The sequence below is a fragment of the Microcoleus sp. S36a_B3 genome (assembly GCF_036700745.1).
Taxonomy (GTDB): domain Bacteria; phylum Cyanobacteriota; class Cyanobacteriia; order Cyanobacteriales; family Microcoleaceae; genus Microcoleus.
In genome coordinates, this window is the sequence record NZ_JAUBPN010000032.1 from 23,169 (window position 1) to 49,088 (window position 25,920).

The 25,920-nt window shown below is 45.4% G+C and carries 22 protein-coding genes and 21 tRNA genes; 33 read left to right on the forward strand and 10 right to left on the reverse strand.

The window, feature by feature from the left end; genetic code table 11:
- Positions 1 to 114 precede the first annotated feature (114 nt).
- Positions 115 to 273 carry a cytochrome b6-f complex subunit PetM gene (gene petM, locus QUA01_RS23780; protein WP_370528839.1) on the reverse strand — a complete coding sequence of 53 codons (159 nt, stop codon included), beginning with the start codon at positions 271 to 273 and terminating at the stop codon, positions 115 to 117.
- Positions 274 to 786: 513 nt separating this feature from the next.
- On the opposite strand from petM, the gene pdxA reads away from it, so the two are divergent.
- Together pdxA and QUA01_RS23790 are read left to right on the forward strand one after the other, a co-directional pair.
- Positions 787 to 1,890: a 4-hydroxythreonine-4-phosphate dehydrogenase PdxA gene (gene pdxA, locus QUA01_RS23785; protein ID WP_333092916.1), complete on the forward strand. Its 1,104-nt coding sequence runs from the start codon at positions 787 to 789 to the stop codon at positions 1,888 to 1,890.
- A gap of 195 nt (positions 1,891 to 2,085) precedes the next feature.
- Positions 2,086 to 5,697, forward strand: a complete 3,612-nt coding sequence (locus QUA01_RS23790) for an OmpA family protein (protein WP_333092917.1) — start codon at positions 2,086 to 2,088, stop codon at positions 5,695 to 5,697.
- Positions 5,698 to 5,986: 289 nt separating this feature from the next.
- Here QUA01_RS23790 and QUA01_RS23795 read toward each other — a convergent pair whose 3' ends face one another.
- On the reverse strand, positions 5,987 to 6,928 hold the full coding sequence (locus QUA01_RS23795; RefSeq protein ID WP_333092918.1) for a biotin--[acetyl-CoA-carboxylase] ligase: 942 nt from the start codon (positions 6,926 to 6,928) through the stop codon (positions 5,987 to 5,989).
- 180 nt (positions 6,929 to 7,108) lie between these two features.
- Positions 7,109 to 8,041 carry a polysaccharide deacetylase family protein gene (locus tag QUA01_RS23800; protein ID WP_333092919.1) on the reverse strand — a complete coding sequence of 311 codons (933 nt, stop codon included), beginning with the start codon at positions 8,039 to 8,041 and terminating at the stop codon, positions 7,109 to 7,111.
- 73 nt (positions 8,042 to 8,114) lie between these two features.
- On the opposite strand from QUA01_RS23800, the gene QUA01_RS23805 reads away from it, so the two are divergent.
- The 27 genes from QUA01_RS23805 (at position 8,115) to QUA01_RS23935 (ending at position 15,297) form a co-directional block, all read left to right on the forward strand.
- On the forward strand, positions 8,115 to 8,342 hold the full coding sequence (locus tag QUA01_RS23805) for a hypothetical protein (RefSeq protein ID WP_333092920.1): 228 nt from the start codon (positions 8,115 to 8,117) through the stop codon (positions 8,340 to 8,342).
- 383 nt (positions 8,343 to 8,725) lie between these two features.
- A tRNA-Asp gene (locus QUA01_RS23810) sits at positions 8,726 to 8,798 on the forward strand.
- A 111-nt stretch (positions 8,799 to 8,909) separates the two neighbouring features.
- A tRNA-Glu gene (locus QUA01_RS23815) sits at positions 8,910 to 8,987 on the forward strand.
- A tRNA-Cys gene (locus tag QUA01_RS23820) sits at positions 8,988 to 9,061 on the forward strand.
- 45 nt (positions 9,062 to 9,106) lie between these two features.
- Positions 9,107 to 9,181 (forward strand) — tRNA-Glu (locus QUA01_RS23825).
- Between the two features lie 5 nt (positions 9,182 to 9,186).
- Positions 9,187 to 9,261, forward strand: a tRNA-Lys gene (locus QUA01_RS23830).
- 13 nt (positions 9,262 to 9,274) lie between these two features.
- Positions 9,275 to 9,356, forward strand: a tRNA-Tyr gene (locus tag QUA01_RS23835).
- Positions 9,357 to 9,576: 220 nt separating this feature from the next.
- A tRNA-Ser gene (locus QUA01_RS23840) sits at positions 9,577 to 9,663 on the forward strand.
- 3 nt (positions 9,664 to 9,666) lie between these two features.
- Positions 9,667 to 9,739 (forward strand) — tRNA-Phe (locus QUA01_RS23845).
- A gap of 6 nt (positions 9,740 to 9,745) precedes the next feature.
- Positions 9,746 to 9,820: transfer RNA gene (locus QUA01_RS23850), tRNA-Asn, on the forward strand.
- 10 nt (positions 9,821 to 9,830) lie between these two features.
- Positions 9,831 to 9,909: transfer RNA gene (locus tag QUA01_RS23855), tRNA-Gln, on the forward strand.
- Between the two features lie 5 nt (positions 9,910 to 9,914).
- Positions 9,915 to 9,988: transfer RNA gene (locus QUA01_RS23860), tRNA-Gln, on the forward strand.
- A gap of 26 nt (positions 9,989 to 10,014) precedes the next feature.
- Positions 10,015 to 10,091: transfer RNA gene (locus QUA01_RS23865), tRNA-Leu, on the forward strand.
- A 23-nt stretch (positions 10,092 to 10,114) separates the two neighbouring features.
- A tRNA-Leu gene (locus tag QUA01_RS23870) sits at positions 10,115 to 10,195 on the forward strand.
- Positions 10,196 to 10,199: 4 nt separating this feature from the next.
- Positions 10,200 to 10,272, forward strand: a tRNA-Pro gene (locus QUA01_RS23875).
- A 122-nt stretch (positions 10,273 to 10,394) separates the two neighbouring features.
- Positions 10,395 to 10,468: transfer RNA gene (locus QUA01_RS23880), tRNA-Leu, on the forward strand.
- 95 nt (positions 10,469 to 10,563) lie between these two features.
- A tRNA-Thr gene (locus QUA01_RS23885) sits at positions 10,564 to 10,635 on the forward strand.
- 15 nt (positions 10,636 to 10,650) lie between these two features.
- Positions 10,651 to 10,724 (forward strand) — tRNA-Arg (locus QUA01_RS23890).
- Positions 10,725 to 10,731: 7 nt separating this feature from the next.
- Positions 10,732 to 10,808 (forward strand) — tRNA-Ala (locus tag QUA01_RS23895).
- 154 nt (positions 10,809 to 10,962) lie between these two features.
- Positions 10,963 to 11,036: transfer RNA gene (locus QUA01_RS23900), tRNA-His, on the forward strand.
- 4 nt (positions 11,037 to 11,040) lie between these two features.
- Positions 11,041 to 11,123, forward strand: a tRNA-Ser gene (locus tag QUA01_RS23905).
- A gap of 148 nt (positions 11,124 to 11,271) precedes the next feature.
- Positions 11,272 to 11,841, forward strand: a complete 570-nt coding sequence (locus QUA01_RS23910; protein WP_333092921.1) for a 3'-5' exonuclease — start codon at positions 11,272 to 11,274, stop codon at positions 11,839 to 11,841.
- Between the two features lie 327 nt (positions 11,842 to 12,168).
- Positions 12,169 to 12,741 carry a dihydrofolate reductase family protein gene (locus QUA01_RS23915; RefSeq protein WP_333092922.1) on the forward strand — a complete coding sequence of 191 codons (573 nt, stop codon included), beginning with the start codon at positions 12,169 to 12,171 and terminating at the stop codon, positions 12,739 to 12,741.
- Between the two features lie 183 nt (positions 12,742 to 12,924).
- Positions 12,925 to 13,467 (forward strand): Uma2 family endonuclease, encoded by a 543-nt coding sequence (locus QUA01_RS23920; protein ID WP_333092923.1) that lies wholly within the window; start codon positions 12,925 to 12,927, stop codon positions 13,465 to 13,467.
- Between the two features lie 74 nt (positions 13,468 to 13,541).
- Positions 13,542 to 13,615 (forward strand) — tRNA-Lys (locus QUA01_RS23925).
- A 170-nt stretch (positions 13,616 to 13,785) separates the two neighbouring features.
- Positions 13,786 to 14,748 (forward strand): GNAT family N-acetyltransferase, encoded by a 963-nt coding sequence (locus tag QUA01_RS23930; RefSeq protein ID WP_333092924.1) that lies wholly within the window; start codon positions 13,786 to 13,788, stop codon positions 14,746 to 14,748.
- 288 nt (positions 14,749 to 15,036) lie between these two features.
- Positions 15,037 to 15,297, forward strand: a complete 261-nt coding sequence (locus tag QUA01_RS23935; protein WP_333092925.1) for a hypothetical protein — start codon at positions 15,037 to 15,039, stop codon at positions 15,295 to 15,297.
- Positions 15,298 to 15,394: 97 nt separating this feature from the next.
- On the opposite strand, the gene QUA01_RS23940 is transcribed toward QUA01_RS23935, so the two are convergent.
- The gene (locus tag QUA01_RS23940) at positions 15,395 to 15,706 is read right to left on the reverse strand and encodes a DUF433 domain-containing protein (RefSeq protein ID WP_333092926.1); all 312 of its coding nucleotides are present in this window, start codon (positions 15,704 to 15,706) and stop codon (positions 15,395 to 15,397) included.
- Positions 15,707 to 16,149: 443 nt separating this feature from the next.
- Between QUA01_RS23940 and QUA01_RS23945 the strand changes: the two genes are divergently transcribed.
- A complete protein-coding gene (locus QUA01_RS23945) occupies positions 16,150 to 16,491 on the forward strand; it encodes a hypothetical protein (RefSeq protein WP_333092927.1) in 342 nt (113 codons plus the stop codon).
- Between the two features lie 186 nt (positions 16,492 to 16,677).
- Here the strand turns inward: QUA01_RS23945 and QUA01_RS23950 are convergent, their stop codons facing one another.
- Complete coding sequence (locus QUA01_RS23950; protein ID WP_333092928.1) at positions 16,678 to 17,037, reverse strand: DUF4189 domain-containing protein; 360 nt, start codon at positions 17,035 to 17,037, stop codon at positions 16,678 to 16,680.
- A 297-nt stretch (positions 17,038 to 17,334) separates the two neighbouring features.
- Between QUA01_RS23950 and QUA01_RS23955 the strand changes: the two genes are divergently transcribed.
- Complete coding sequence (locus QUA01_RS23955) at positions 17,335 to 17,973, forward strand: HesA/MoeB/ThiF family protein (protein ID WP_333092936.1); 639 nt, start codon at positions 17,335 to 17,337, stop codon at positions 17,971 to 17,973.
- 294 nt (positions 17,974 to 18,267) lie between these two features.
- On the forward strand, positions 18,268 to 18,624 hold the full coding sequence (locus tag QUA01_RS23960) for a peptidoglycan-binding domain-containing protein (protein ID WP_333092929.1): 357 nt from the start codon (positions 18,268 to 18,270) through the stop codon (positions 18,622 to 18,624).
- Positions 18,625 to 19,318: 694 nt separating this feature from the next.
- Here the strand turns inward: QUA01_RS23960 and QUA01_RS23965 are convergent.
- Positions 19,319 to 20,665 carry a PQQ-dependent sugar dehydrogenase gene (locus QUA01_RS23965; RefSeq protein WP_333092930.1) on the reverse strand — a complete coding sequence of 449 codons (1,347 nt, stop codon included), beginning with the start codon at positions 20,663 to 20,665 and terminating at the stop codon, positions 19,319 to 19,321.
- Between the two features lie 104 nt (positions 20,666 to 20,769).
- Positions 20,770 to 21,273: an autotransporter gene (locus QUA01_RS23970; RefSeq protein WP_333092931.1), complete on the reverse strand. Its 504-nt coding sequence runs from the start codon at positions 21,271 to 21,273 to the stop codon at positions 20,770 to 20,772.
- Between the two features lie 709 nt (positions 21,274 to 21,982).
- Between QUA01_RS23970 and QUA01_RS23975 the strand changes: the two genes are divergently transcribed.
- On the forward strand, positions 21,983 to 22,615 hold the full coding sequence (locus QUA01_RS23975) for a L,D-transpeptidase (RefSeq protein ID WP_194012195.1): 633 nt from the start codon (positions 21,983 to 21,985) through the stop codon (positions 22,613 to 22,615).
- Positions 22,616 to 22,676: 61 nt separating this feature from the next.
- On the opposite strand, the gene QUA01_RS23980 is transcribed toward QUA01_RS23975, so the two are convergent.
- The 3 genes from QUA01_RS23980 to QUA01_RS23990 form a co-directional block, all read right to left on the reverse strand.
- Positions 22,677 to 24,545, reverse strand: a complete 1,869-nt coding sequence (locus QUA01_RS23980) for a tetratricopeptide repeat protein (protein ID WP_333092933.1) — start codon at positions 24,543 to 24,545, stop codon at positions 22,677 to 22,679.
- A 65-nt stretch (positions 24,546 to 24,610) separates the two neighbouring features.
- Positions 24,611 to 25,525, reverse strand: a complete 915-nt coding sequence (locus tag QUA01_RS23985; RefSeq protein ID WP_333092934.1) for a Uma2 family endonuclease — start codon at positions 25,523 to 25,525, stop codon at positions 24,611 to 24,613.
- Positions 25,526 to 25,551: 26 nt separating this feature from the next.
- On the reverse strand, positions 25,552 to 25,674 hold the full coding sequence (locus tag QUA01_RS23990) for a hypothetical protein (RefSeq protein ID WP_333092935.1): 123 nt from the start codon (positions 25,672 to 25,674) through the stop codon (positions 25,552 to 25,554).
- Between the last annotated feature and the right edge of the window lie 246 nt (positions 25,675 to 25,920).

Here is a 25,920-nt window from a genome sequence, read left to right on the forward strand (position 1 = left end):
ATAACTCAGGACTCTGACAATAAATTTTAATAAACCGGGTTTTTCTAATCTTGCCAACGATCGTGCACGATTTTTATAGTAAAAAAACCCGGTTACGACGCTCGGTACGATCGCCTATTCTTCGCCGCCGCCTTGGAGTTTGAGCAGCAAGAAGCCTCCACCGATACCGACGAAAATTAGGGAAAATGACAAAAAGGCTGCGCTGATAAATTCAGGGTTCATGTGTTTTAGAGTTCCTTGACGATCGCAAATTAAATAAACATACTTTGACACTCTCGGCTTTGTTAGAGTCGGAGATTCTCAATTCCTTGATTCACCGGAAAATTAGCTATCTCTTGCGAGCAATTTCCGAACAGTTCGATTCTACCCAAGTCACAACCAAACAGTCGAGTTTAGACAATCTTTGCCAGTTCATCTGAATCAAGCGTACTAGGATACTGACCTAGAGTTTGGGCGTGTCCCACCCTACTTTTGAATTGAAAATTTGAGTTTTGCTGGTTTCTGGGTCAAGTTTCGCCGTACTGTTTTGAGAGCGGCTGGGTATCTCACTTGAGATTGCTACTTCTGGTTGACCAATTGTTCCACTTGCCGATCGCGCTTTAACGTATCAACGGTGTTATGGCCTGTGTCATGGTGGTATTTTACTGTATCAAGTTACTTAGATCAACGATCGGTATCAAAGAACTTCACAGCCTGGGTTAATCCAGCAGCGAGTTTTCATCCGCAGTCGGGGATTTCCGGGATTTTCGGCAGGTCTCGGATAATTTGAGAAAATTAGCTACTTAAATGTTAAAATTTCATTGCCGAAATTCCTGTATTTTGTGGGAGAAAACTGCCTTGAGTCTGGATCGGGAATCAAAACTAGCTGTAACTCTCGGAGATCCGGCGGGAATAGGCCCGGAAGTGATTCTCAAGGCCTTGGCAGATCCCGCTGCAGCTTTGAAAGTGACGGTTTTTGGCGATCGGGCAATTTTGCAGCAAACTTACGATCGGTGGCGATCGATCCATCCTAATGCTGCTGCATCCTTGGCAAATCCCGAAACACTACACATTATTGATATAGCAGCAGACAGCAAATGGGGTTCCATTGTCCCCGGTGTTGGAAGTGCAGCTAGCGGGGCGGCTAGCTTTGCGTATATGGAAGAGGCGATCGCCCGTACCCTTGCCGGCGAATTTTGTGCGATCGTTACCGGGCCAATTTCCAAAACTTGCTGGCAAGCGGCCGGTTACAATTATCCCGGACAAACAGAACTCCTGGCAGAAAGAGCCAAATCGCAGCGCTTCGGGATGCTGTTTGCCGCCACATCTCCCCACAGCGGTTGGACGCTAGTAACTTTACTCGCTACTACACATATTTCCCTGCGTCAAGTACCCGATGCTTTGACTCCAGAATTGCTGAGCGAAAAACTAGAATTGCTGGTAGAGTGTTTGCGGGAAGATTTTGGGATAGAAAGACCGAAAATTGCAATTTCTGGCTTAAATCCTCACAGCGGCGAAAATGGCAAACTGGGAAAGGAAGAGCAAGACTGGATGATACCTTGGTTGGAAACGCAGCGCGATCGCTTTCCTCAAGTGCAGTTAGACGGGCCAGTACCCCCGGATACCCTGTGGGTAAAACCGGCTAAAGTTTGGTACGGCTTAGCCAAGGAAGCTCACGACGGTTACTTGGCAATGTACCACGACCAAGGGTTGATTCCAGTAAAATTGATGGCCTTCGACAAAGCAGTCAATACAACAATTGGTTTGCCCTTTGTTCGCACATCTCCGGATCACGGCACAGCTTTTGATATTGTAGGTCAAGGGATTGCCGATGCTTCCAGCATGAAAGCAGCATTGCAGTTGGCGGCCGAGTTGGCCAGTCGCAGAACAGCAGTTAAGATAGGCCGATAGGCGCGAGATCGGCCCAAGGCGAAAAATTAATTGTGTCATTCCTATTAGACAAATCCTAAAAAGCCTGTAAACAGCAGGTATCCTGCCAGTTCCACAAGAATTATTGGAGATGTCTATTGATTTTCGCAGTAGTGAGGCGATAAACCAACAGGTCATTTTTGGCGATCGGTTAAAATCAGATTTTGGTAACAAAGTATGGCAGCATCTAATGATAATTTAGGCAAAGTATATCAGTCAGAACCAGAAGTTGCAGATGAAAATTTGGCAATTCCTAACGCTGGAGAACAACTCCAGGAATTGCTAACCATACTGACTGAATTGCAATTAGTAAAAAACTTTAAAAAAAGACCAAGTGAGCTGAAATTACCGCTTTCACCTCAACAACAGATCGAGCGATTTGATGAACAGGAAAATCAACGAAAGCGATTGTCTTTTTTGATAGAATCCTCTGCTGTTGTACCGGAAGTATTGACTAATAATGAAGAAATTCCATCTCAAAAACGACAAATAAATAATGAAGAACCAGGTGTATCTAGGACGGCGAAGGCAGCCAAAAATTATCGACCTTCGGAGGAAGAATTAGCACAAGCAGTGGAGGAGTTCAAAAGGTTGCAGCAATTGCTGTTTGAAAGGGATGTGCCGGAATTTTACAGTCATATTTTGAACGCGGAACAAAGGTTAGAAAATTTTGAAAGTTTGATGTCTGAACCGCAGGAGTTGATGAATTTAGTCAGACCGTTAATTCCATCGTTGGTGAGAGAAGAAGTAGAGGGGTTTAAGTTGGAATTAAAAAAGGCGATCGAACTCGCCACCAACGATAGAATTAATCCCCTGGAATTCCAGGCAAAATTAGCGGATTTGGAAAATCAAATTGCTAGTTTCAACCACCAGGAACTACCGAATCCCGAACAATTGATCCAACGGCTGATGCCTGTGGTGGGCGAGTTGCTCAACCGCAGGGTAGAGGAGTCTAAGTTAGAAGTAGCTTCGGCGATCGCACCGACAGTCAATCAAGTAATTCACAATCAAAACGGGCTGGAAGAGAAAGTAGTAACAATTGAAGATAAATTGGCGAACATTCAGCAGCGTTCCCAGCAGCAACCGGAAGATTTAATCAAGCAATTAGTTCCGGTAGTTAGCGACTTGCTGAACCGCAAAATTAGTGAATTAAAATTAGAGGTTGTCGAAGCTGTCGCACCGTCAGTACAGGTAAGAATAGCTTGGGTAGAAATAGAAGAAAAAGTATTAAGCATCATTGAGGGCAGGCTGGCGGTGCAACAGTCGCCAATTCAGAAGCCAGAAGAGATCGTGGCGATGCTGATGCCAGCAATCACTGATTTGCTGAACCAAAAAATTGAGCGATCAAAATTAGAAGTAGCAGCGGCGATCGAACCTTTGATAGAATCAGCAATTCTGCAAAGAGAAGTTCAAGGAAAATTGAGCGATGTTGAAAGTAGATTAAACAATCTTCAGCGACAGCAAAAGTCTCAGCCGGAAGAAATCATGGCGCGGTTGATGCCGCTAATGATTGAGTCGCTAAACCGGAAAATTGATGAGACAAAGTTAGAAGTCAGAGAGGCGATCGCCCCGGCTGTCAACACTGCCATTCAAAACAGTGGCATTGCAGCACAAATATTGCAAAATGAAAGTAAGATTGTCGAAGTTCAGCAGCAAGTTTTAGCGGAAATAGAAGGGTTGATGGGCAGAATCATGCCTGCGATCGTAGAGATGGTGTCGGGAAGCCTTCGGGAAGCGAAGCTAGAGATAGAATCTGCGATCGCCCCCGCTGTTGATGCCATCATTCAGAATCAAAGGATCGATGCAAGACTCGCAAACATCGAAGAAAAGATTGTGGCGATCGAACACCGGATTTATGAATCCACAGACTTGTTTACAGATTTACTGAAACCTTTGATTGACGAGTTGATGGCTAACCATCACGCGCAACTACAAAAGTCTGCGATCGAATCTATTTTACCATTGTTAGATGAAGTTGTAGGTTATAATTACAAACTCAACGGTAAAGTAGAGGAACTCGAACGCAAAATAACCAATGCTCAATGGGGAGGCGATCGGGAAGAATTAGTGAGGCAGATTCAACTGATATTTCCCGAAATGATGCTCGAAACAATAAATCAGTCGAGACAATCATTTACAGAAAGCATAACTCCGATAATTGATGAAGTAATTAATACCAAAACCCGAGAAAATAAACACTCGATGGGAGTAGCCATAGCGCCTGCTCTTCCTGCGGGAATCCGTCACACAGTCAGTGAATCGCCCGATGCAATTGCAATGGCGATAGCACCGGAAATGGCCTCTGCTATCAAACAGCAAATTCATCTCAAACGAGAAGCAATGTCGGATGCACTTTATCCGATCGTCGGTAGCACGATTTTAAAGTACATCGCAGAGATGATGCACCAGATCAATGAAAAAGTCGAATCATCCTTAAGTACAGAGGGAATTACTCGCAAAATTAAATCCAAATTACAGGGAGTTTCGGAAGCAGAATTGCTGATGCAGCAAACAACACCGCTGACTGTTAAAGCTGTTTTTTTAATTCAAAAAGAATCAGGCTTAGTAATTTCAGTAGTACAGCATTCTGAACGCGAACAGCTAGAATCAGAGATGGTAGCGGGAATGCTGACTGCTATTCGCGCTTTTGTCAACGATTGTATCTCTCAATCGGGAAATATTGCCGAAATTGATGCCATAGAATACGGCACATCTACAATTGTACTAGAAGTCGCTGGTTCGTGTTATCTAGCAGTAGTAATGCAGGGAGAAACGAGGCAGTGGTTTAAGTACAAAATGCGAGCAATATTCAAAAATATTGTTCAAGAATATGGAGATATAATCCAATCATTTAACGGCGATCCCACTGCAGTGCCGCCCGAAATCAACACGAATTTGCAAAAGTTAATTGAGACAGATATAAAAGTTAAATCTCCTAAAAAGCCAATTTTACCAATTATCGGTTTAGCAGCGTTAGGTTTAATTGGCATACCTTGGGGAATTCATCAATACCGCAGCGGGATTGCAGCTAGCATAGAAGCAGATACAAATTTAGCTTTACAATCTAGTCCAGAGTTATCGGTTTATCGCCTCGCGGCAGATGTGAAAGATCGAATATTGGAGATTTCGGGACGAGTACCGAATCAAAAACTGCGATTGCAAGCGGAAAAAATAGCTCAACAAACTGCTCCCAAATTAACAATTGACAATAAAATCATCGCCGTTGAAGTACCTCCCGATCCAGTTTTAGCTGCAGCCGATGTCAAACGTACTGTGGAGCTTTTGAATAAATTAGAAAGCATTAATATTTCGGCTCGCTATGCAGAGGGAAAAGTCGCCGTTGCAGGTAGCGTGAGCAAGGCGGCAGATGCTGAGAAAATAACTCAAGCTTTTGAAAAAATTCCGGGGGTGAAGTCTGTAACAAATACAGTGGGAATAGGCACTCAACCTTCCTCACAAGCAATAGATGTTCGCCTTTATTTTGGTGTGGGTTCGGCAATTTTATCGCCAAAAGACATCGCACAAAAGCTGACAAAAGTCAAGGAATATATGAAGGAAAATAGTACGAAGAATTTAAGAATTATTGGCTACAGTGATTTTAAGAGCAGTCCGGCGGAAAATCAAAAATTGGCACTGGGAAGGGCGGCAAATGTGAAAACTGCTCTGGTTAAACAAGGGATAAGTGGTAACAGAATACAGGTGGCTTCTACTAAGGGCAGTCCTGAAGGTGTGGAGGCTAATCAACCGCTCTGGCTGAGAAGATTAGTAGTATTTGAGGTGGTTAATTAAATTTGGGAATTGTTGGCTGTTGACTGTTAACTGTTGGCTGTTGACTGTTAACTGTTAACTGTTGACTGTTAACTGTTGACTGTTAACTGTTGGCTGTTGACTGTTGACTAATAACTAAGCTGTTGCGGCATTTAAACTGTATGTCAAAAAAAATAAAACTCTTGTGGTGTGGGCCGGAGAACCCGCCCTGAATATACAATGTAAATGCGCGAAAACTTAATAACAAACAACAAATAACAAATAACAAATAACAACTGACTACTGACTACTGACTACTGACTACTGACTATTAATTCAATCGAACTCGCCCGGAGGTAAAGGCTTGTATTCGATCGCCCGCCAAGCATACTAACAACCGGCCGCTTCCGTCAATGCCGGCGGCGTCTCCGCACATGGTTTCTGAGGAAAGCTCGATCGCCACATTACACCCAATCAGCCCGTCGCGGCGGCGCAATTCCGGCAAAAGCGGCGCTAAACCAGACTTTTGGGCGGGCTTGTCTGTGGTGGAAAACATATCGGCTAGTTCGAGTAAATAGTGCCGCAGTCGATCGAGCAAACACAATTCATCTGGTACTGTATTAGCAATAGAATGCAAGCTTACCGCATTGCCGAGATCCTTTTCATCCAATCCCGCAGCCGCGAAATCTACGCAGCGGTTGAGTCCAATTCCCACAACGGCGCGAGTTTTGCCGGAAACATTGCTAGAAGTGGCTTCACAGAGAATTCCGGCTAATTTGTGGCGATCGATCCAAACATCATTCGGCCATTTCAGGCGCAGCATATCGCGGCATTCGGGAACCAAATCTTCGATCGCGTAAATCACCGCCAAACCGGCTGCTAAACTGAGTCCAGGTAACAGATTGGGATTGAGATTGTCTAGGACAAAGCTAGCAGTAAAAACACCGGGCGGCGAATACCAAATGCGTCCGTGTTGGCCGCGCCCGCTGGTTTGCTGCTGAGTAAATATTACATCTCCGTGGTGGAGTTTGGCCGCGCGGGCGATCGCCCAACTGTTTGTACTCTCGCAGGTTTCTAAGGTGTGCAGCCAGTGGGGGAGGTTTGGGCGATCGGTTGATTCTGGTGGAATTAATGGCTGTTCAGACAAGGTTTGATTTGTAATATTTGATATCTCAAAGCTGATTATCGCAGGCCGATCGGTTTTTTTTAGGTGATTTGGGCGATCGGCATTTTCCTCAGTCATATCAAATCCGTTAGTATCGAAATTATTCATCTCTCTCTTCTCTTCCTCTGTGTTCTCTGTGTTCTCTGTGGTTAAATCATTCCCCTACAGCCGTAATTGATATCAATCTTGGACGCACAGAGAGTCAGAAACCCGATTTTTGCGATAAGAAACGGGGTTTGTTTAGCCTTAGTATTACCCTCAAAAAAAGACAAGCAATCGCCCCACAATTTACGCTGATTGGTCTTGCATTTCCAGCAACTCAGGAACCGTCACAAACCGATATCCCTGCTTTTTCAAACCCGCAATCATCTCCGGTAAAGCCTTAATAGTACGAGATCGATCGCCCCCGCCATCGTGCATCAAAACGATCGCCCCCGGCTTCGCACCCTTCAACACATTATTAACAAAAGCCGACGGTTGAGCGTGCGGATCGGTATCTGCAGAAGTTACCGACCACATCACCACAGAATAATTGCGATCCTTAGCATACTTAGCCAAACCATTATTCAAAACACCTCCCGGCGGGCGGAAAAAAGTAGTCTTAACTCCCGTCGTGTCGTAAATAAGTTTAGCCGTGCGATCGATTTCATCAGCCACCGTCGCCACATCCATCGGATCGTACCAGTGATGCCACGTATGATTGCCGATCGCGTGACCTGCAGCCACAACTTTTCGAGCAATTTCAGGAGAATTTTCGATAGATTTACCTATCCAAAAAAAGGTGGCTTTAACATCATTTTGCTGGAAAATATCGAGCATTTGTTCCGTCGTTTCCGGCCACGGCCCATCGTCAACCGTTAAAGCAATAACTTTCTCAGAATCTTTGACTTTTCCCTCAAAAACAGTTGTTCCCTGAAACTGTTCCGGCGGCACAAAAGTCAAAAGCTTTTCTTTTGATTCCAATACAGTGAGAAATTGCTCAATTGTGCGATCGACATTCAACGCTGTGCGATCGTCCCCTACTTCCTTTGCTAGCGGATTTACCGTTAAAAATTGGTTGAGATTCTGCACCTGCACCTGAGCGGTTGCAGGATTATTGCTGAGGTGTTGGTTTGTCGGCATCAGCGTACCGATGACAAAGCTAATCACAGCCGCTGCCAGGGCGATCGCCAGAAAACGCCATTGTTTTCGCAGTCTCTCAAACAGATGATTTCCGCTCACTTGAAATTCCTTTCACTCCACACTGCGGATAATGATAATGGGAATTCCAGGGAAAAAAACTAAATTTTTTATTATGTCTCAGCCGGGATTGACAGCGATCGAATGCGCGCCGACACAGACAAAACCGGCAAGAGTTAAGAGTTTCTTGAGTGCGCGCAGGTGGACTTTGTTTGTATCGCGGCGATTTCTCATCAAAAGATATCTCAAACATCCCTACAGAAGGCATCGCAGTCCCCGCCACGACTTCCGCCAAAGAAAACTGTTCCGCCAGCAAACCCTCAAAAAACCTCAGCACGGTTAATATCTGTGTGTAGTACAGTCTCACCATCGGATTTATTACGGGCTGCACCACCGGGTTATCAGCCTAATGTCTTGATTTTTGGTAACTCTGGGATGTGAGAGTGTTGGTTTGGGCGATCGACACCCATTGAAAAAACCCAATTTAAAAAAAAGTTGTATTACCCCCTTGACAGTCTTGTAATACACAATGTAGTATAAATGTATGGCAAAGGAGGAAGAGCTTAAAAGCCTTATTCCACAAGCAATACGAACCTTGAAAACCGAATAGAAAATTAATCGTGTCACATAATTGCGGACATCGGCGGTTTAGACTCCGGCAACAAAAGCCCGATCGGCTTGTAGTACGCGGAATCAACCGCCACCTCGTCCAAACAGCAATTTCTTGAGGCTGTAGCTCAATTGGGAGAGCGTCGCTCTGTCACAGCGAAGGTAGCGGGATCGAAACCCGTCAGCCTCGTCTCCGTTTCCCGGAGTTGCGAGTAACAAATTATGAGTAACAAATTTATGAGTTTTGAATTAACAATTTTCTTTAACTCAAAACCCATAACTTAAAACTCAAAACTTTCAAAGTCCCGTAGGCAAATTGGTTTAAGCCGTCACCCTCTCAAGGTGAAAATTGCGAGTTCAAACCTCGTCGGGACTCCCAGGTTAGGTGGCTGAGTGGCTCAAAGCATCGGTCTGCAAAACCGAATTTCGCGGGTTCAAATCCCGCCCTAACCTCTGTTCTTACCAATTCGCAAGAGCAATCTCAAATCTCAAATAAATAGTGCTGTAGGCAAATGGTTTAAGCCGCTTGGTTTTCACCCAAGTGAATTGCGGGTTCAACTCCCGTCAGCACTTTGCGTGGGTCGTTGGCAGAATGGTTTTGCAGCCGCCTTTTAAGCGGATGGATCGAGGTTCAATTCCTTGGCGACCTACCAAATTTTCCATCTTGGGTTGGCCCTCCTATTGGTGTGGGTAGCTGTCTGTAAAACAGTAGCTTAAAGCGTTGCTGGTTCAATTCCAGCCCGACCCATTTGCAACTGTATTATGACTTATACAGAAAACCCAGTTTCTGAGAAAAATCTTGCATCTCTACGAGAGATATTAAGAAAGAAACCTGGTTGTTGACCCCCTTGGGTAAGTCCTGTGTATTTAATATGCAGTTGCAATCTTGAGAATGAGTTGTAACTGGACAACAATTCAGTTTGCGCGACTGAACATTTGGGGGTTCAAATCCCTCCGTTCTCATGCTCGGAGAAGTGGCCGAGCGGCTTATGGCGCTTTCCTGCTAAGAAAGAGCGGTTTAACACCCGTCGTGGGTTCAAATCCTACCTTCTCCGTTTCCCCCGATAGCTCAGTTGGTAGAGCGCTTGTTTGAAGAACAAGAAGTCGTCAGTTCGATACTGACTTGGGGGATTGCGTTGCCTTATAGCTCAATGGTAGAGCAAGCGGTTGTTAACCGCTAGGTTGTAGGTTCGAGTCCTGCTGGGGCAGCCATTTTTCAAATTGCCGGGTAGACAAATTGGTAAAGTCGCCTATCTCTGAAATAGGAGTTTATGTAGGTTCAAAGCCTACCCCGGCATCCAATTATTGGGAAGTCGCCTAATTGGCATGGCACCGCTCTTTGAAAGCGGACAAATGTAGGTTCAAGTCCTACCTTCCCAGTTCTGCTGCAAAAGCAGATCGATCGTACTCCTGTAGCCCAATTGGCAGAGGCCGCAATTTCAAGAATTGTGTTGTGTGAGTTCAAATCTCACCAGGAGTACCAAATTTTCAACTAAGTTTCTACTTGCTCCTGTGGCGGAATTGGCAGACGCGGCAGACTTAAAATCTGTTCTATTTTGATTGTGAGTTCGAGTCTCACCGGGAGCATGAACGGGATGTAATTCAGCGGCCAGAAGCCATGCTTTGGGAGCATGGAGTCGTTGGTTCAAATCCAACCATCCCGACTTTACCTCTGTGATGTAATTGAAAAACATCGCTCGCTTAGAACGAGTGTTTTGCTGGTTCGAGTCCAGTCAGGGGTATGAGGTTTTATTCAATCTCAAATCTCAAATCTCAAATCGGTTTTGCCCCTGTAGCCCAATCGGTAGAGGCGCTAGATTTAGGATCTAGTCAGTGCTGGTTCGATGCCAGTCAGGGGTATTTGGTGACATCGCGGGTGAAGTAGCCTGGGTAGGCTTGGAGGTCTCATAAGCCTCTTCATAGCAGGTTCAACTCCTGCCCCCGCCACCAAAAATGCAGGTGTGATGTAACTGGCAACATGAGGCTCTTGTAAAGCTTTCTTGCAGGTTCAAATCTCGCCATCTGCCATTAACCAAAAACATGGGAGCGTAACTCAACTGGATAGAGTGTCGAGCTTCTACCTCGAATGTTGTGGGTTCAAGTCCTGCCGCTCCTGCTGTCTGGGGTTCGTAGCTTAATTGGTAAAGCATCTAACTGGCTGTTAGAAAGATATCGGTTCAAATCCGATCGCAATCCACCACACCAATTTTAGATTTTAGATTTTAGATTTACTCGACAGGTGAATCTTTTACGCGGGCTCATTGCTCAATTGGTAGAGCGCTTGCTTGGCACGCAAGAGGTTAGGAGTAGCCCTCGGGAAGGCTTCGCCTACGATGCTCCTTGATTCAACTGCGGTGTCTGAAGCCAAAGCGGTAGCGGCGCTGGTTTGTGGAACCAGTAATAGCGGGTTCAATTCCCGTCAGACACCCCTCGGAAGATGCCGCTAAATGGTTGGCAACCAGTCTTGAAAACTGGGGTACAGTTAACTGTAAGGGTTCGATTCCTTCATCTTCCTTTTAATTAACCACCGGAAGTCGAAAAGCGAGACACCGTGCTGATAACGCGGCGATAGGAGGGGCAGTACCTCCTCGGTGGATGGATTGGTTTATAATAAGTATAGGTGAAATTGTTGTAATTTCACAGGCTCAAAATAAAGGTTAAATATGAATTTAAAAGATTACAATTACTATTTAGTGCTTGACCTTGAAGCAACCTGTTGCGAAAAACAAGGAACTATCAAACAGAGTGAGATGGAGATTATTGAGATTGGAGCCGTTATGCTAGAAGCAGAAACGCTAATTATTATTGATGAACTTCAAAGCTTTATTAAGCCAGTTCGCCATCCTATGCTGACTGAATTCTGCAAATCGTTAACATCTATTTCTCAGGCACAAGTCGAGGAAGCTCCCACTTACCCGGAGGCGATCGCACTTTTGAAAAAATGGCTGTCTGGTTACTCAAACGGCGTGTTTGGTTCTTGGGGTGATTTCGATCGCAAACAATTTCAACAAGACAGCAATTTTCACAAAGTACCTTTTCCTATTGCTTATCCTCATGTCAATCTCAAACAATTGTTTGCAGAAAAGCAAGGTTTGCGAAAACGGTATGGCATGGCGAAAGCTCTGCAAATCGCGGGTTTACCGCTAGAAGGTACTCATCACCGAGGCATAGATGATGCTAGAAATATTGCTAAATTGTTGCCTTATATTCTGGAGCGAAAACAGTTGTCCTGATTTGCTATCCTACTAGAGTGAGAAAAATTATGGGGAGGTCGCCTAAATGGAATGGCACCGTAAAAACTTTGGAAAAGCGGCTCCCAAAAGGACGATCGGGTTGGTTGAGTAGGGTAAAAAGTTGCTTCGCGACGTTCCCTGAAAGCGCAAACTGGCAACAGGTTGCAGATGCACTGAAAGGAATTAACAGTCCGAGATGGGGGCAGTTCCCGTCTGCTTGCGGGCAGTAAGGAAGCGCGTTTCCTGAAAGTTGCTGTCGATCGATGTGGGTTCGAGTCCCGTCCTCTCCATTTGTTGTCTTTCATTTTATCAGAAAAAAGGTTAAATATGAGAAAACTAAAATATTACGTTGCTTCCACCATTGATGGGTTTATTGCTCGCGAAGATGGCTCATTTGATTGTTTTCCTATGCAAGGAGAGCATTTTGCTGATTTGTTTGAGTTTTTTCCTGAAACTTTTCCGGCTCACCTTCAAAAGGCTCTCGGCATTAGTCCAGAGAACAAGCAGTTTGATGCTGTTCTGATGGGACGCAAAACCTATGAGGTAGGGCTAAATGTGGGTCTGACTAATCCTTATCCCAGCTTGAAACAGTATGTTTTTTCGCGCAGTATGGAAGCCAGTCCAGATGAGGATGTTAAACTCGTTTCAGACAATCCAGTTGCCTTCGTTAAAGAATTGAAAAAGGAAGCGGGTAAAGATATCTGGCTGTGCGGCGGTGGCAATTTAGCTGCAACTCTTTTTTCTGAGATTGACGAGATGATTGTGAAGTTGAACCCGGTAGTGATTGGGGCGGGAATTCCTGTGTTTGGGAGGGCGATCGCTCCGACGAATCTGGAATTGGTCGATCGCAAAATCTACAGTAACGGTTTCATGTTGCTTCACTATCGACTGAAGCATTAGCAATATAGACTTTAGTTGTTGCAATTTCTGGGGGAAAAAAGGACTGAAGTATTTACTAAAAAATGATTTTCTAGGAATTGAAACGCAAAAACAGAAATTTTAAGGGTGGTTGGCAGAGCGGTATTGAATAAGGACGCTCGTGTAAAATAAAGTTGTTCTTTAAGAAAATGCGTCGATTCTGCAATGAAAACGCTAGCTAAATGGTCTGTGGGCGACTATCACCGCATGATTGAAGCAGGGATTCTACGCGATCGCCGTGTGGAGTTGCTAGCCGGTGAAGTTTGCCAGATGAGTCCAGAAACCCCAATTCATTACAACACAACCAAACGAGGTACTAAATACCTCGAAGAACTACTCGCAGGTAAAGCTGATGTCCGCTTCAACGGGCCAATTACGCTATCAGACTCTGAACCAGAACCAGATATTGCGATCGTGCGATTGCCGGAGTCTGCTTACAACGATCGCCATCCCGAACCTCAAGATATCTTTTGGATTGTAGAGGTTGCTCAAACTAGCTTGAAGAAGGATTTAGAGTTGAAAGCCGCCATTTATGCCTCGGCAGAAATTCAAGAATATTGGGTTTTAAATTTATCTGCTAAGCAAATCATCGTGTTTCGCTATCCTCAGAATGGCGAGTACGCTACAGAGCAAAAGATCGAGGCGGGAACGGTTATACCGCTGGCATTTCCCGACATTCGCGTATCCGTTGAGAGACTTTTCGGGTGATTGGGGCGATCGCCACAAATTTTTACGAAAACACTTGATTTTTCAGAATAGTTGTGTTATATTAGCTCCGATGCGGGAGTATAGCTCAGTTGGTTAGAGCAGGTGACTCTTAATCTCAAGGTCGAAGGTTCAAGTCCTTCTACTCCCATCCCAAATCCTTAACCTGAATCGAGCGAAACTCACGAGTGCAATCAACTGCTGTAGGGGTTGGATTACTGTGAGTATTTGCGTTTTGGGATTTTTAATGTCGATCGACCCGATCGCGCGATCGCCCAAGCTATTTTTAAACTGAATAACAACAGGAAATGGTGATTGGCTATGATAGCAAATCTGTCGGCGCGCTGCTATGGAGGCGATCGCGATTTAGATGCGATCGTCGATTTGATCGATATTTGCGAAGCAGTCGATCGGCTCGATCAAGGCACTTCCATCTCGGAATTGCAACAAAAAATCAACCAACCGTGCCGAGATTTAGCCCGCGATATCCGCCTTTGGGAAGATGCCGAAAACAAATTAATCTGTTTCGCCGCGTTGTCGATTTCGGAAACAGGAGAGCCGATCCAAGGTTTGCTGTCGTTTCGCGTCCACCCCGACGCCCGATCCGGGGATGTGGAAGCGGTAGCCGTCGCTTGGGGCGAAACGCGGATGCGCGAAGTTGTAAAAGAGCGGGGCGCGCCTGTGAAGCTGCGATCCTGGGCTAGGGCACAGGATGCCGATCGCATTTCTGTGCTGGAAAGTTGCGGTTTTCGAGTCGATCGGCATTTTTGCCGCATGGCGCGATCGCTCTCGGAATCGATCGCACAACCCCAATTCCCAGAAGGTTTTGTGCTGCGTCTATTCCCCGGCGCGCAGGATTCGGAAGCTTGGGTAGAAATGTACAACCAATCGTTTATCGATCACTGGAACCACCGCGATTTAACAGTCGAAAAATTCAAATACGATTTAGCCCAACCCAATTATAGAAAAGATTTAGACTTGATTGCAGTTGCTGCTGACGGGACTTTTGCAGCTTTTTGTTATTGCGAAATTAGCCCGGAAGAGTGCGATCGCACAGGACGAAATGAAGGCTGGATTACTGTTCTCGGTACAAGGCGAGGTTTCCGCAAAATTGGATTGGGACGGGCTATGTTGCTGGCTGGTTTGCATCGACTGAAAGCTGCCGGTGTCGAGACTGCAATTATCGGCGTAGATGCTGCAAACCCTTCCGGTGCATTGCGACTTTATGAGTCAGCCGGCTTCCACAAAATTCGCGATAGCATTTTTTATGTAAAGGATGTTTGAGCGATTTGAGACTTGCGCGCAGGGTTTGAGAAACCGGGTTTCCAAGCGTCTCGCTGCTAAGATTTCGGGCATTTGCGAAGCTACACTGTTCGTCTGAGCCTTTGACACGATGCCGTACCAAGTCCAAGCAAACGGCAGCGAATTGATTGATTGGGAACGCGCATTAAAGCACATTAGACCTCTTGCAAAAGTCAAATTTACCCTCCGCAAGTCCCCCCTTATTAAGGGGAGAAACAAGAATAATCTTGCTCCCTCCCCTTAATAAGGGGAGGGTTGGGGTGGGGTGCTTTGGATTTTTGCAAGAGTTATATTAACGCAGGCGGCGGCACTAGCTGCGGTTGCGCGGTGGAAGCAATGCGACTTAAGAAGCAAGTTGTCGAGCAGTTCATTATGGTAACAGATGAAGGCGAAAATTCTGCACCTTATTTTGTTGATGCCGATAGGAATTACTGTCGCAGTTGGGGCGTAATTCTGAATGTGGTGTCAGAACAAGTTATGCTAAAGGGAATGCGTCAACATCACCGACATTTGGCAGAAACAGAATGGTAATTTTTTGAGTGCAGTGCGATCGTCCCCGCTGGCGACAAATAATCGCGATCGAGGACGATCGCACTACTGTATAATTCCCATCTAACCATATTTAAGATTACTCCCAAACATCTCCCTCAATATCCTCAAGCGATAACTTTTTTCCGCTTTTCAATTCTTCTCTAGTTTGCTCGACAATTTCTAGTAACTCTGGATTGGCGATGGATGAAATTAACTTTGAATCAGTAGCAGCTAAAGCCTCGCGCAATTGAGACGAAGTGAGTGCGGGATATTTTTCTAATACCTGTTGTTCCGTCCATCCCGCTGCAAACAGCCCCAATAAGAATTCTACAGACAATCGAGTTTCTGGCGCTGCTGGTGGACTTGTTGAAGTTTTCCGGTTGGGATGAATGAGCTTTCGCCAGTCCATTTTTTTACTTAAACGATTTGGGAAGATTTCGTCGATTATACTGCAATTGGGGCACAGTATAAATACGGGTATCCCTAACTGATTCTGTAACACTCCCACCGAATATCGGAGGATTTGAGATTTTATATTAAATAATTGAATAATTGGCAATCACTTATGAGTTAAGGGTTTGAAGCTTTGCTAAACTTACATTTTTTGTAAACTGGTGTCATTTCCCGATTTGGCAATTAAATTGTTGTTACGATCGCACTGCAGCACTTTCTTGTAGACTACACTGATAGGGTGTTGACAAGGCGATTCCCTAGGGGATAAGCCCGCTTCACCACCTTTTTTTGTTCGTTGAAATACCAAATTGGGTTAGCGAAGCTTGCAGCTATGGGATCGCGCGTTAACCCCAAGCCACCGTGCAACCGACAGTACAACTACTTTAACTTCTTAAAACTATGGGAAAAAAGTCAAAAACCCAAAAATCCCTGGTCAAAAAATCCAGTTTGCTCTTCCAGCGACTGCAAGAAGCTCTCGATCGAGGCAGTAAAATTTGGATTAAAACAAATAATAGTAGTTTCGGCGGCATTCCGATTAATTTGTTTGGAGAATTTATCGAACTTTTGGTAATTGTTCCCCCAAACGAACAGGGAGAAAATACTGATGCTTACGGACAAGTTACGTGGCTGATTCGACTCTCTGATATTATTGGACTCGCCTATCCTACTGAATACTGGTCAAAAGATAGATTAGAAAGTTTACTGCCACCCGATCCAGTTACTTCCGAAATAGGTGATTAACTGGGTAAGGTGCTTGTGGCGCACCCAAGTGGTTTGTAGTGAGAGCTTTAGTCATCAGATTATCATGAATAAAGTATTCACTACAAGCATTTTTTTTGCATAACTGACTGGATATAATATAGATATTTTTTAAGCTGTTTTGCGATCGGAAATATACATCCCTCCGACCGATTTTTATCAGTTCAATTACTTGTTGCAAGCCGAAAGCTGCACTTTGCAGTTGCCGCCGTCTAGTTCGCTGCAACCAGCCAAAGCTTGAGCTTCTGCTGCTGATTTATCATCGCCCCAACCAGCGCCCGCTCCTCCTTTACCTACTGCGATCGCTCCACAGTTATTCGTATTAGATGTCAGGGGTTCGCAGTCGTTAGCCCCATCACTTTGCTGATTGCACGCGGCGACTGCTGCGTCTAGCGCTTCTTTCTCTGTAGCATGATCCCAACTAATACCCGTAGCGTCAGAAGTCGGAGAATAAGCAGTAGCTCCATGAGTATTTTCAGCTCGAACAACTGGGGCATAGCCCAAGATTGAAACTGTCAAAACTGTCACTCCAACCAACTTGAAAAAGAGATTTTGCAACATATTCGATTCAGAGCTTTACAAGATTTATCTTGACGATTGCTCACTATTATATTAGAATATTTATTGATGTCAAGAATCTTTAGAAAAATTAATACTCGATTAATTTAAAAGTCGTTAGTTGGAGTAGTTGAAGATAGATAATGGGCGGAGCGAAGCGGAGGGATGGGGCATCGGAAATAGTTAGTAGTTAGTAGTTAGTAGTTAGTAGTTAGTAGTTAGTATTTGGTCAAATAACCAATTCCCAATTCCCAATTCCCAATTACTATAAGTATATTTTTTCACAAACAACTTTACAGAAGTTCCGCAGTAATGTCGCTGCTAAAAAACTTCTCGGTAACGGTTTGCGGCGCGGGCGCTTTGGGTGCGAATATTACAGAAAGTCTGGCGCGATCGGGCTTTTGCCAGTTAAGAGTCATCGATCGCGATCGCATCGAAAAGCGCAACCTTTCCACTCAACCTTATTATCGATCGGACATCGGCGCATTCAAAGCCAAAATTCTCGCCAACAACCTGTACCGCGCTTTATCCGTCAGCATTGACGCGCACTCCAAAGAATTGACACGCGCAAATGCCGATCGACTGCTTGCCAATAGCGCCGTCGCGATCGATACTTTTGATAACAGCGTCGGGCGGCAAGCAGTCAAAGATTACTGTACCAGAGTCTCCATTCCCTGCTTGCACGTCCGATTAGCAGCCGATTACTCCGAAATAATATGGAACCAACACTATCGGGTTCCTTCAGCGGCGAATGATGACGTTTGCGATTACCCCCTGGCGAGAAACTTGGTAATGCTGACAGTTGCAGTCGCCTGCAAAGTAATTGTTACCTTTGCTGCTACCAAAGAGCAACAAAATTTAACTTGCACGATCGGAGATTTTGCAGTACAGCCACTTATATTGTAGAATGTCCGTTGACTGTTGCCAGAAACCCGGTCAATCAAGATTGGATGCCCCCATCCTATAAACCCGGTTTCTCACCCTCGAAAGAGATCGTCAGTCGATTTTAGATTTTAGATACTTCGGATTCGCTCAGTACAAGTTTTAGATTTTGGATTGACTTGCAGCGTCGTGAATTACGGGAAGTTGAGCTCTTAGTCTAAAATTTGGGGATCGTCCACGATTTGAGTCGGCGGCACGATACCCGTTGATGGCGGGTGAAAGTTGCAGAAAACGCTTGATAAAATTAACAGGGAAAGTATGGTTGGATCGCAGACTTTTTATTATTTACTAGCACTTCTGGGCTTATTAGTTTTGACTGGCGCCAATGCAGCCAGTTATTCAGCGGGCGGCACTGTTTGTCCCACTAATGATTGCCACGAACCAGAAGTTAGATTCCATAAAAGGATCTTGAAACACGGATCGAGAGGGGCAGATGTCAAAAAACTGCAAAAATTGTTGAACGCGCAGGGTGTGTGCCCAGAGCCGATCGCACTTGATGGCGTGTTCGGCACTACAACCTTAGATGCAGTGAAGAGATTTCAGCGACAAGCCCACCTTCCTGTAGACGGAATTGTGGGAGGCAAAACTTGGGACAGATTGTTTGCTAGTTCCTAACTTTAAGTACCTGACAACAAAAGTTCCTAAATCAGTAGATTTTAGATTTTAGATTTTAGATTTTAGATTTACTTACAGCGCCGTGAATCTGGAAACTCGAACAAAAGTCTAAATTTTTTTGTTCCACCGTCGATCGCCTCGGCGACTTTTATTTTTGGGCGGGGTCATTGTTTCCAATTATTAATCGCAGCGGTTTGTAGTCGTGCAGAGAGCCTATTTTGTGTAACTACAAATCTCTCTTGTCTTCCTCTGTGTTCTCTGCGGCCTCTGTGGTTAAATCATTCCAATGCAACCGGAAACGATATTAAGAGGAATACCCCACTGACTTTAAAACAAAAAGCACAGACTGCAATTGATATAAAAAATAGCGATTTTCGGCTAACATTTAAAATTTCAAATCAAATCGGCTACTAAAATTATCATTTTACGAACTGTCGGATTTAAATCGCGAAACTGCGGAAGCAGATAGGTTATTAATTATTCAAGAAATTTCCGGTAAATCTAAACTTATATCGTTTCCGGTAGCATCGGAATGATTTAACCGGTGCTAGAACACAGAGTACACAGAGGGAGAGAATATATATCTGAATCATTCCGATGTTACCGGATTTGATATAAGTAAGGTTTGAAGCTGACTAAAAAATCAGATTCCCGACTTCTTGAAAAAGTCGGTATCTAATCGATCGCCCTTTTTTCACCCGCGATACTGAACCCGATAAATCCGGTTGTTCGCTTCCTCAGTAAACAGCAAACTCCCGTCAGGTAAAACCAGCAAACCAACCGGCCGCCCCCAAGTTTTCGGGCCAGAAGGATCGGTGAGAAAACCAGTCAAAAAATCCTCATAATAACCTTGAGGTCGTCCGGTAGCCGCATTAAAAGGTACAAACACAATTTTGTAACCAGTTCCTGCGTTGCGGTTCCAACTGCCGCGAAACGCCACAAACGCCCCGTTAAAAAATCTTTTGGGAAACGTTTTTCCGTCGTAAAACTGAAATCCCAAAGCTGCCGAGTGCGCCTGAAACAGCACGTCTGGCATCAATGTTTTGGCCGCTAAATCAGGTCGATCGCTCTTGCCGTTTTTAGCGTGGCGCGGGTCGAGCAAATTCGGCTTAAAATAAGCGTAAGGCCAGCCGTAAAACTCGCCTTTACGAATTCTTGTCAAGTAATCCGGCACCAAATCATCTCCCAAACCATCGCGTTCGTTGACTGTGGCGTAGAGTTGATTAGTTTTCGGGTGAAAATCCAATCCCACCGGATTTCGCAAACCGGAAGCAAATGTTTGCTGGTTTGTGCCGTCCAAATTCATCACTTGCACAGAAGCCCTCGGCAGCGGTTCGGAGTTGGCATTAGACTGGGAACCAACTGATACAAACAACTGGCGTTGGTCTGGGGAAGAGATCACATTTCGCGTCCAGTGTTGGTTGTAGCCACCGCCCGGTAAATCGGCAATTTTTTCCCCTGTTCCAGTTAATTGTTCCTGCCCTTTTGTGTAGGGAAACCGGCGGACTTCTGCGGTATTTCCTAGGAAAAAATAGCGATCGGCAAAAGCCATGCCAAAGGGAATATTTAAATTGTTTTGGGCGCTAGCAAAAGTCTTGCGAACCTCAGCAACACCGTCGCCGTTACCATCCCGCAATAGCGTAATCCGATTTTGCCGGGTTTCTGTTACCAAAACATCCCCAGTCGGCGTCAAAGCCAGCCATCGGGGAGCATCTAAATTGTCAGCAAAAACATTGACGACAAAGCCCGGAGGCACTCGCAGCACTGGCGATGGGGGAATCGGTATTATTTGAGCAGGTTTCGAGGCGCTTTCGGTGGCTCCTGGCTGCGGCAAAGAATTTGCCACAATGCCGATCGGCTGCGGGGAAAGCGGTTTGGTCGGTACAATTTGATTTGCCCGACCATTTGTCAGCGGTGCAGGGGAGGGAATTTGCGACAGTGGACTTGGCTGGGGAACAGAAGTGGCTGTGGCATCTGTAGCTCGATCGCACCCAATCAACGGCAGCAGCAGAATTAGCAACAGGAAACGCAGGTAAGACATAGCAGCGGTTTCTCCACAATTGCTCGACAATTCTTTGATTTTAGCTGCTATTAAACAGCGAAGCCACCGCGCGCGGTGACTTAATTCCCTTTAAAAACCTAGTTCTACCAAAGTCCTCTCACAGGAGCCGGACGGGGAGCCGGAATTGGACGGGGAGCCGGCATCGGAGCTGGAGCCGGACGGGTTATTGGACGGGGAGCGGGAGCCGGAAGCATTGGTGGCGGTTCAGGGGCCGGACGCGGTGCTACGGCGGCGGGACGAACAACCGTTGTAGCTACCACCTTGTAGTCGGGGATCACGGCGATATTTTGCACCATATCTCCGGCTAGCAAGACTCTGACTTTCATTCCCGGTACGAGGCCAATAATTTTCAGGACGCATTTTTGAATCCTGAGAGTCCTGTACCGCGAATTTTCTGGGCGAATGGTTACTACGTCGCCGACAATACTTTTGACAAAACCGGTCAGGGTTTGAGTATTTGCTGTTGTGGTGGTCTGCGTTTGGGCTATTTGAGTTGCAGGGTTAGCCATCACCGGATGCACTGAGACAGCCGACATTAGCACCGACAGGGTTGCACCTGTCAATAATTTGATTTTCTGAAGACGCATTGAAACCTCACATTAACTACTATTCTGGGTTGGGTTTGCTTCCGCTGCGCGAAAATCCCAACCTCTACACCTAATCCAGTTTAATCCCCGGAGTAGGAAATTTATAACAATATTACAAAAGATTATCGAATAACTTATTAGCGACTAAATTTTATATCAAAAGTTCCCGATTTACCATAAGTTCAGCACTTGGTATCTCTCTTTGTGCAGGCGTGATATATTGAGTTTGTTCGATCGACCGTTTCCGTTTTTTTAGGCCCACCTAACTGTCGCTCCCGGGCGGGAAAATCGGCAAAAAGACAGATTGCGCTTGCCGGATTCAGCAGTGCCACAGTTTTAATTGTCGATCGCCAGTCTGCCACAGCTAAAAAATCAAAATTAGTCCCAGGTAAAATTAAATCATGGGTTTGCAGGATTTACGCATCATAATTATGTCCGGCAGCTCGATCGCAAAAACAGTTCGTAGTACGGACTTTACTTTGTCCTAAATTGCGGACTAAAGTTCGCATCCCATCTGAGGACTAAATTCCTCACTACAAACCTTTGCTGTTACCGTTAAACAAGTTATAATTTGTGAAATGGAAACAAAAGATTGGGGCGAATTTACAGTCAAAAATTCAGCTCGAAAATTTGCATATCGGGTGCAGTTGGCGGATAATTGGATAGCAGCTTTGTAGCAAGTTCTAGTGAGGAGTTCAGCGAACAAAAAATGGTAAACAGCAAATTTTTATTTAACAAGTTAATTGTGCTGAGTTTGAGTGCGGCGGCGCTGTCTGTAGCCTTACAGCAGCAGGCGACTGCCCAATCTGTTGCAAATCCAAGCAATAGTGCCGCCACTGAGCGATCAAAATCGGAGGTAAAATTGCCGAATCTCGCAGCCCCAGAACTGCCGCCCCTGGGCGAATCTTTGCAGTTTATTCCCCAGGAACCAAAGGCTGTAGAAAATCCCGTTGAGGAAGTCCGTTTAGTGCTGAGATTGCGAGAACGCCGCGTCTATGTTTACCGCAAAAATAAGGTGCAAGCGAGTTTCCCGGTTGCTGTCGGGAAACAGGGCTGGGAAACTCCCACGGGCAGCTTTAAAGTCATGCAAATGATTAAAGATCCTGTTTGGGAACATCCTTGGACGGGAGAACTTGTACCCGCAGGGCCCGACAATCCGCTGGGGAGTAGGTGGATCGGGTTTTGGACTGATGGTAAGAATGTGATCGGTTTTCACGGGACTCCGACTCTAGAGTCGATCGGGCGAGCTGCTTCTCACGGTTGTGTCAGAATGTTCGATAAAGATGCCCAAGCTTTATTTGAGAAAGTCGCAGTTGGTACGTCTGTGATTGTTGAGAAGTAATCGTAGTTTCGGTAGGGGCGGTGCCAAGAGTGCCCGCCCTGATTTTTCAAGATTACGAATATCAAATAGATTGCTGGTATTTTTCGAGCAATTCTGGGATGTAATCGTAGCCATCAACGCCGATCGCCGGAATGATCTTCGATCGGCTTTTGGCCAAAGATTCTTTAAAAGCTTCAGAGCCCATTTGTCCCCGCAAAATTGTCAGCAAACCAGCCGATTGCCGCCACTCTACCGCCCCAATTTGCTCCAAAGTATACATCCCCAAACAGCCAGCAAATATCGCTTGTTCTAGTTCATTCAAGCTGTAATAAGCTTGAGCCAAATAAGCTAAATTCAGACCTTGCAAATACAAATCGCCCGAAAATTGGGCAGCTTGCCAACCTTCAATCAAATACTCGATCGCACCTGCGGGATTTTCCAGAGCAATTTTAGCAATTCCGAGGCTGCTAGAGCAAAAAGCTTGACTTTGGCGATCGCCCAATTTTTCCGACAACAACAAACCTTGCTCCAAATAGCCGATCGCACTTTCATAAACCTCCGGTTCCACCTCCTCCAACTGCCGCGCCTGAAACACTTCGCTGTAGCCCAAATTAGCCAGGGCATTTGCCTCACCTTGCCGCTCTCCCGCTTGTCGTGCCATAATTAAAGCCCGCTGGCTGTAATTAATCGCTTCCTGATAATTTTTTTGAGCAACATAGTTGCGGCTGATGTGATTGAGATTAGCAACTTCGCAAGCTTTGTCTCCTTCGAGGCGGGCAATTTCCAGCGATTGTTTGTGCAGCAAGATCGATCGCTCGTAGGCCCCAGCCGCCTGCATCGAATAACCCAAAAGCGTCAGAATCCGAGCTTTCGCTTGAGTACCTTCAACACGGCGCAGCGGTTCATCTAAATAATCCAAAGTATGGCGCAGAGCTTTACCGTCAAACGAAGCAAAAATTCCCCCGTAAAGCGGAAAGTATTCCCGCACAGAAAAAGCCCGCAAAATTTGCAAAGTTACTTGAAAACAAGCATTAGCCAACTGTTCCCCGCTCTTAGTAGAATTATTAAACCCACTAGCTAGCTGGCTCCAAATTACCGCAAAAGTAATATAAGTAGAAATTGAAGCTTTTGTGGATACTTTGGAATCATAAACTTGCTTGTCAAACCATGTCGCCAAAGCCCGTTGCAAGCACTGCAAAATAATCGCCAATTCCACCAATGTACCAATTTCTACAGTAGATTGCTGGGCTGCAAATTCAACTATAGATTCACCGATTGAAATAGTCTGCAAAAGAGCATGAGGCAAAGGACTATTAACCTTTTTCGCCCAAAAAGCCCAAGGCCCATTTTGTTCGGGACTGCCAGCGAATCCTAGCTGCTGCGGCTGATAAATCCAACCGACGAGTTCCGGTTCCAACCGCTGCCAAGATTCTAAACCTTTGGCAATACCGGCGGTAATTTGCTGCAAATCTCGCTCGGTTTCGGGATTAGTTGTTTGCAGCATTTGTTGGTGCAGGGATTTTGCTAATTGCTGCAATTGAGCGAGAGTCAGCGGATGTTCTTTATTGGGATCTATTACTTGCAATATTGCCAGGAGACGGCCGTTTGATTCGGCACTAAGGATTTGTTGGATGGATGATGCAATTTCGCGATCGACGCGGTTATCTTTCTGCCAGCGTTCCCATTCTCCTTGGATGGTTTTTAGCGCTCTGAGGCTGCGATTTGCCTTTGCTTGTTTGATTTCGTCTTTTTCGTTTCTTAGCAGGTTTTCGGTAGCGTCAAGGCGTTCGCCAAAACAGCGTTCAAAGATTTCGCCGGTGCCGGTGCTAATGTCTTCCACCAGCATTTGATAAACTTGTTCTTTAGAGCGAATTTGACCTTTGAGGGTGATTTCGACAATTTTATCGATCAGTGCTAGGTAGCGATCGCGCAATGAGGTAGATTCTGGCATAATTTATTTTTAGTTAATAAGTTTTTATTGAGACAGCAGGCAGTATTGCAGGCTGCTACTTCATTTTACAGCTCGTCTGGATTAATGCCCATTGCTCGCAGGCGATCGGCCAATTGATTGGCTCGATACTTTTCCGATTCAGCCCGCTGTCTTTCTGATTCAGCTTGCTGTCTTTCAATTTCAGCTTGCTGCCTTTCAAATTCGGCCCGCTGTCTTTCTGATTCAGCCCGCTGTCTTTCCGATTCAGCTTGCTGTCTTTCAATTTGAGCTTGTTGCCTTTCAAATTCAGCTCGTTGGCTTTCCAATTGAGCTCGCTGTCTTTCAAATTCTTCAGGAGTCGCAATCAAATTCCCATTAATATCGTACCAGCGCAGCCACAACCTTTCATTTTGCAGGAAAGCACCTTGCCACAAACCCAAACTTAACTGTATTTCTGGTATCCAGAATCGAGAACCTGTTAACAATTGTTCGCGGTAACGGTTGCCGATTAAGCGAAATACTCTCAATTGGTTGTTGTATTTGCTAAACACAAAATAATACGGAATCTGCAAAATTCTCTCGTAAACCTGCCACTTAGTCGGCGGCTTGTTTGGTGCAGATTCTGTCAGCCCCAAATCTTCATCTTCGGTACCGGGTGACAGAAATTCGATCGCAATTAAAGGATTGACAGCTTCGTCCCAAATCACGTAACTTTGGCGCAAGTCTCTGTCTTTGTAAAATCTGGAAACGCCCACAACTAAGTACCAATCGGGTCTTTTGTACCAATTGAGATGGTTGGAGTCGTAGTATAGATTGAGATCGCTGGCAGAAAATACGCGATCGGGCGGATAATTGGGGGGAATGCAGCTATCGCACAAAAGTTGTGCTTGCCACCGGTGATATTCGTCAGGCAAACCGGGTTCCTCCGGGTCTTCACTGGGTAGATCGTACATCGTCGGCAGCACTTTTGTTGGGGAAGATTGCGGATCTGGTACGTGCATGGTTATACAATTATCCCTGCGAGATATTAAGGAGATACAGCCACTGCGGTAATTGTTACATTATAGCGCGATGTGATTTCTTGTGGCAGAAAGTCGGTATCCTTTGCACCGGGAATCTTAGCTAAATAACAATCACGAACTGCAAACATAAAACGTAATTGCTCAACTAGGGGAAAAAAGGGAGCCATCAATCGAGAGAGCTTGTTGAATAGATTGATAAGCAGTTAAACCCTGACGTTTGCCAGTATTCACAACTGAACGGACGGCAGCAAACAAATCCCGACCCCATTCCGAACGGGGTAGTGCTAAATATGTAAGGATAGAGGAGTAGAATGTAGTGCTGATGCTTTCCTATCATGCCAGCCAGCCCCATTTGTGCGTCTTCTCAAAAAGTC

Excerpts from the sequence above, each read along its gene's own strand:
- QUA01_RS23930 (WP_333092924.1), top strand. The coding sequence starts at position 13,786 with ATGATAGCAAATCTGTCGGCGCGCTGCTATGGAGGCGATCGCGATTTA.
- QUA01_RS23980 (WP_333092933.1), bottom strand. The coding sequence starts at position 24,545 with ATGCCAGAATCTACCTCATTGCGCGATCGCTACCTAGCACTGATCGAT.
- QUA01_RS23990 (WP_333092935.1), bottom strand. The coding sequence starts at position 25,674 with ATGTTTGCAGTTCGTGATTGTTATTTAGCTAAGATTCCCGGTGCAAAG.
- QUA01_RS23910 (WP_333092921.1), top strand. The coding sequence starts at position 11,272 with ATGAATTTAAAAGATTACAATTACTATTTAGTGCTTGACCTTGAAGCA.
- QUA01_RS23940 (WP_333092926.1), bottom strand. The coding sequence starts at position 15,706 with ATGGACTGGCGAAAGCTCATTCATCCCAACCGGAAAACTTCAACAAGT.
- QUA01_RS23970 (WP_333092931.1), bottom strand. The coding sequence starts at position 21,273 with ATGCGTCTTCAGAAAATCAAATTATTGACAGGTGCAACCCTGTCGGTG.
- QUA01_RS23920 (WP_333092923.1), top strand. The coding sequence starts at position 12,925 with ATGAAAACGCTAGCTAAATGGTCTGTGGGCGACTATCACCGCATGATT.
- pdxA (WP_333092916.1), top strand. The coding sequence starts at position 787 with ATGTTAAAATTTCATTGCCGAAATTCCTGTATTTTGTGGGAGAAAACT.
- QUA01_RS23960 (WP_333092929.1), top strand. The coding sequence starts at position 18,268 with ATGGTTGGATCGCAGACTTTTTATTATTTACTAGCACTTCTGGGCTTA.
- QUA01_RS23915 (WP_333092922.1), top strand. The coding sequence starts at position 12,169 with ATGAGAAAACTAAAATATTACGTTGCTTCCACCATTGATGGGTTTATT.
- QUA01_RS23790 (WP_333092917.1), top strand. The coding sequence starts at position 2,086 with ATGGCAGCATCTAATGATAATTTAGGCAAAGTATATCAGTCAGAACCA.
- QUA01_RS23975 (WP_194012195.1), top strand. The coding sequence starts at position 21,983 with ATGGTAAACAGCAAATTTTTATTTAACAAGTTAATTGTGCTGAGTTTG.
- QUA01_RS23805 (WP_333092920.1), top strand. The coding sequence starts at position 8,115 with ATGTCTCAGCCGGGATTGACAGCGATCGAATGCGCGCCGACACAGACA.
- QUA01_RS23945 (WP_333092927.1), top strand. The coding sequence starts at position 16,150 with ATGGGAAAAAAGTCAAAAACCCAAAAATCCCTGGTCAAAAAATCCAGT.
- QUA01_RS23795 (WP_333092918.1), bottom strand. The coding sequence starts at position 6,928 with ATGAATAATTTCGATACTAACGGATTTGATATGACTGAGGAAAATGCC.
- QUA01_RS23985 (WP_333092934.1), bottom strand. The coding sequence starts at position 25,525 with ATGCACGTACCAGATCCGCAATCTTCCCCAACAAAAGTGCTGCCGACG.
- QUA01_RS23965 (WP_333092930.1), bottom strand. The coding sequence starts at position 20,665 with ATGTCTTACCTGCGTTTCCTGTTGCTAATTCTGCTGCTGCCGTTGATT.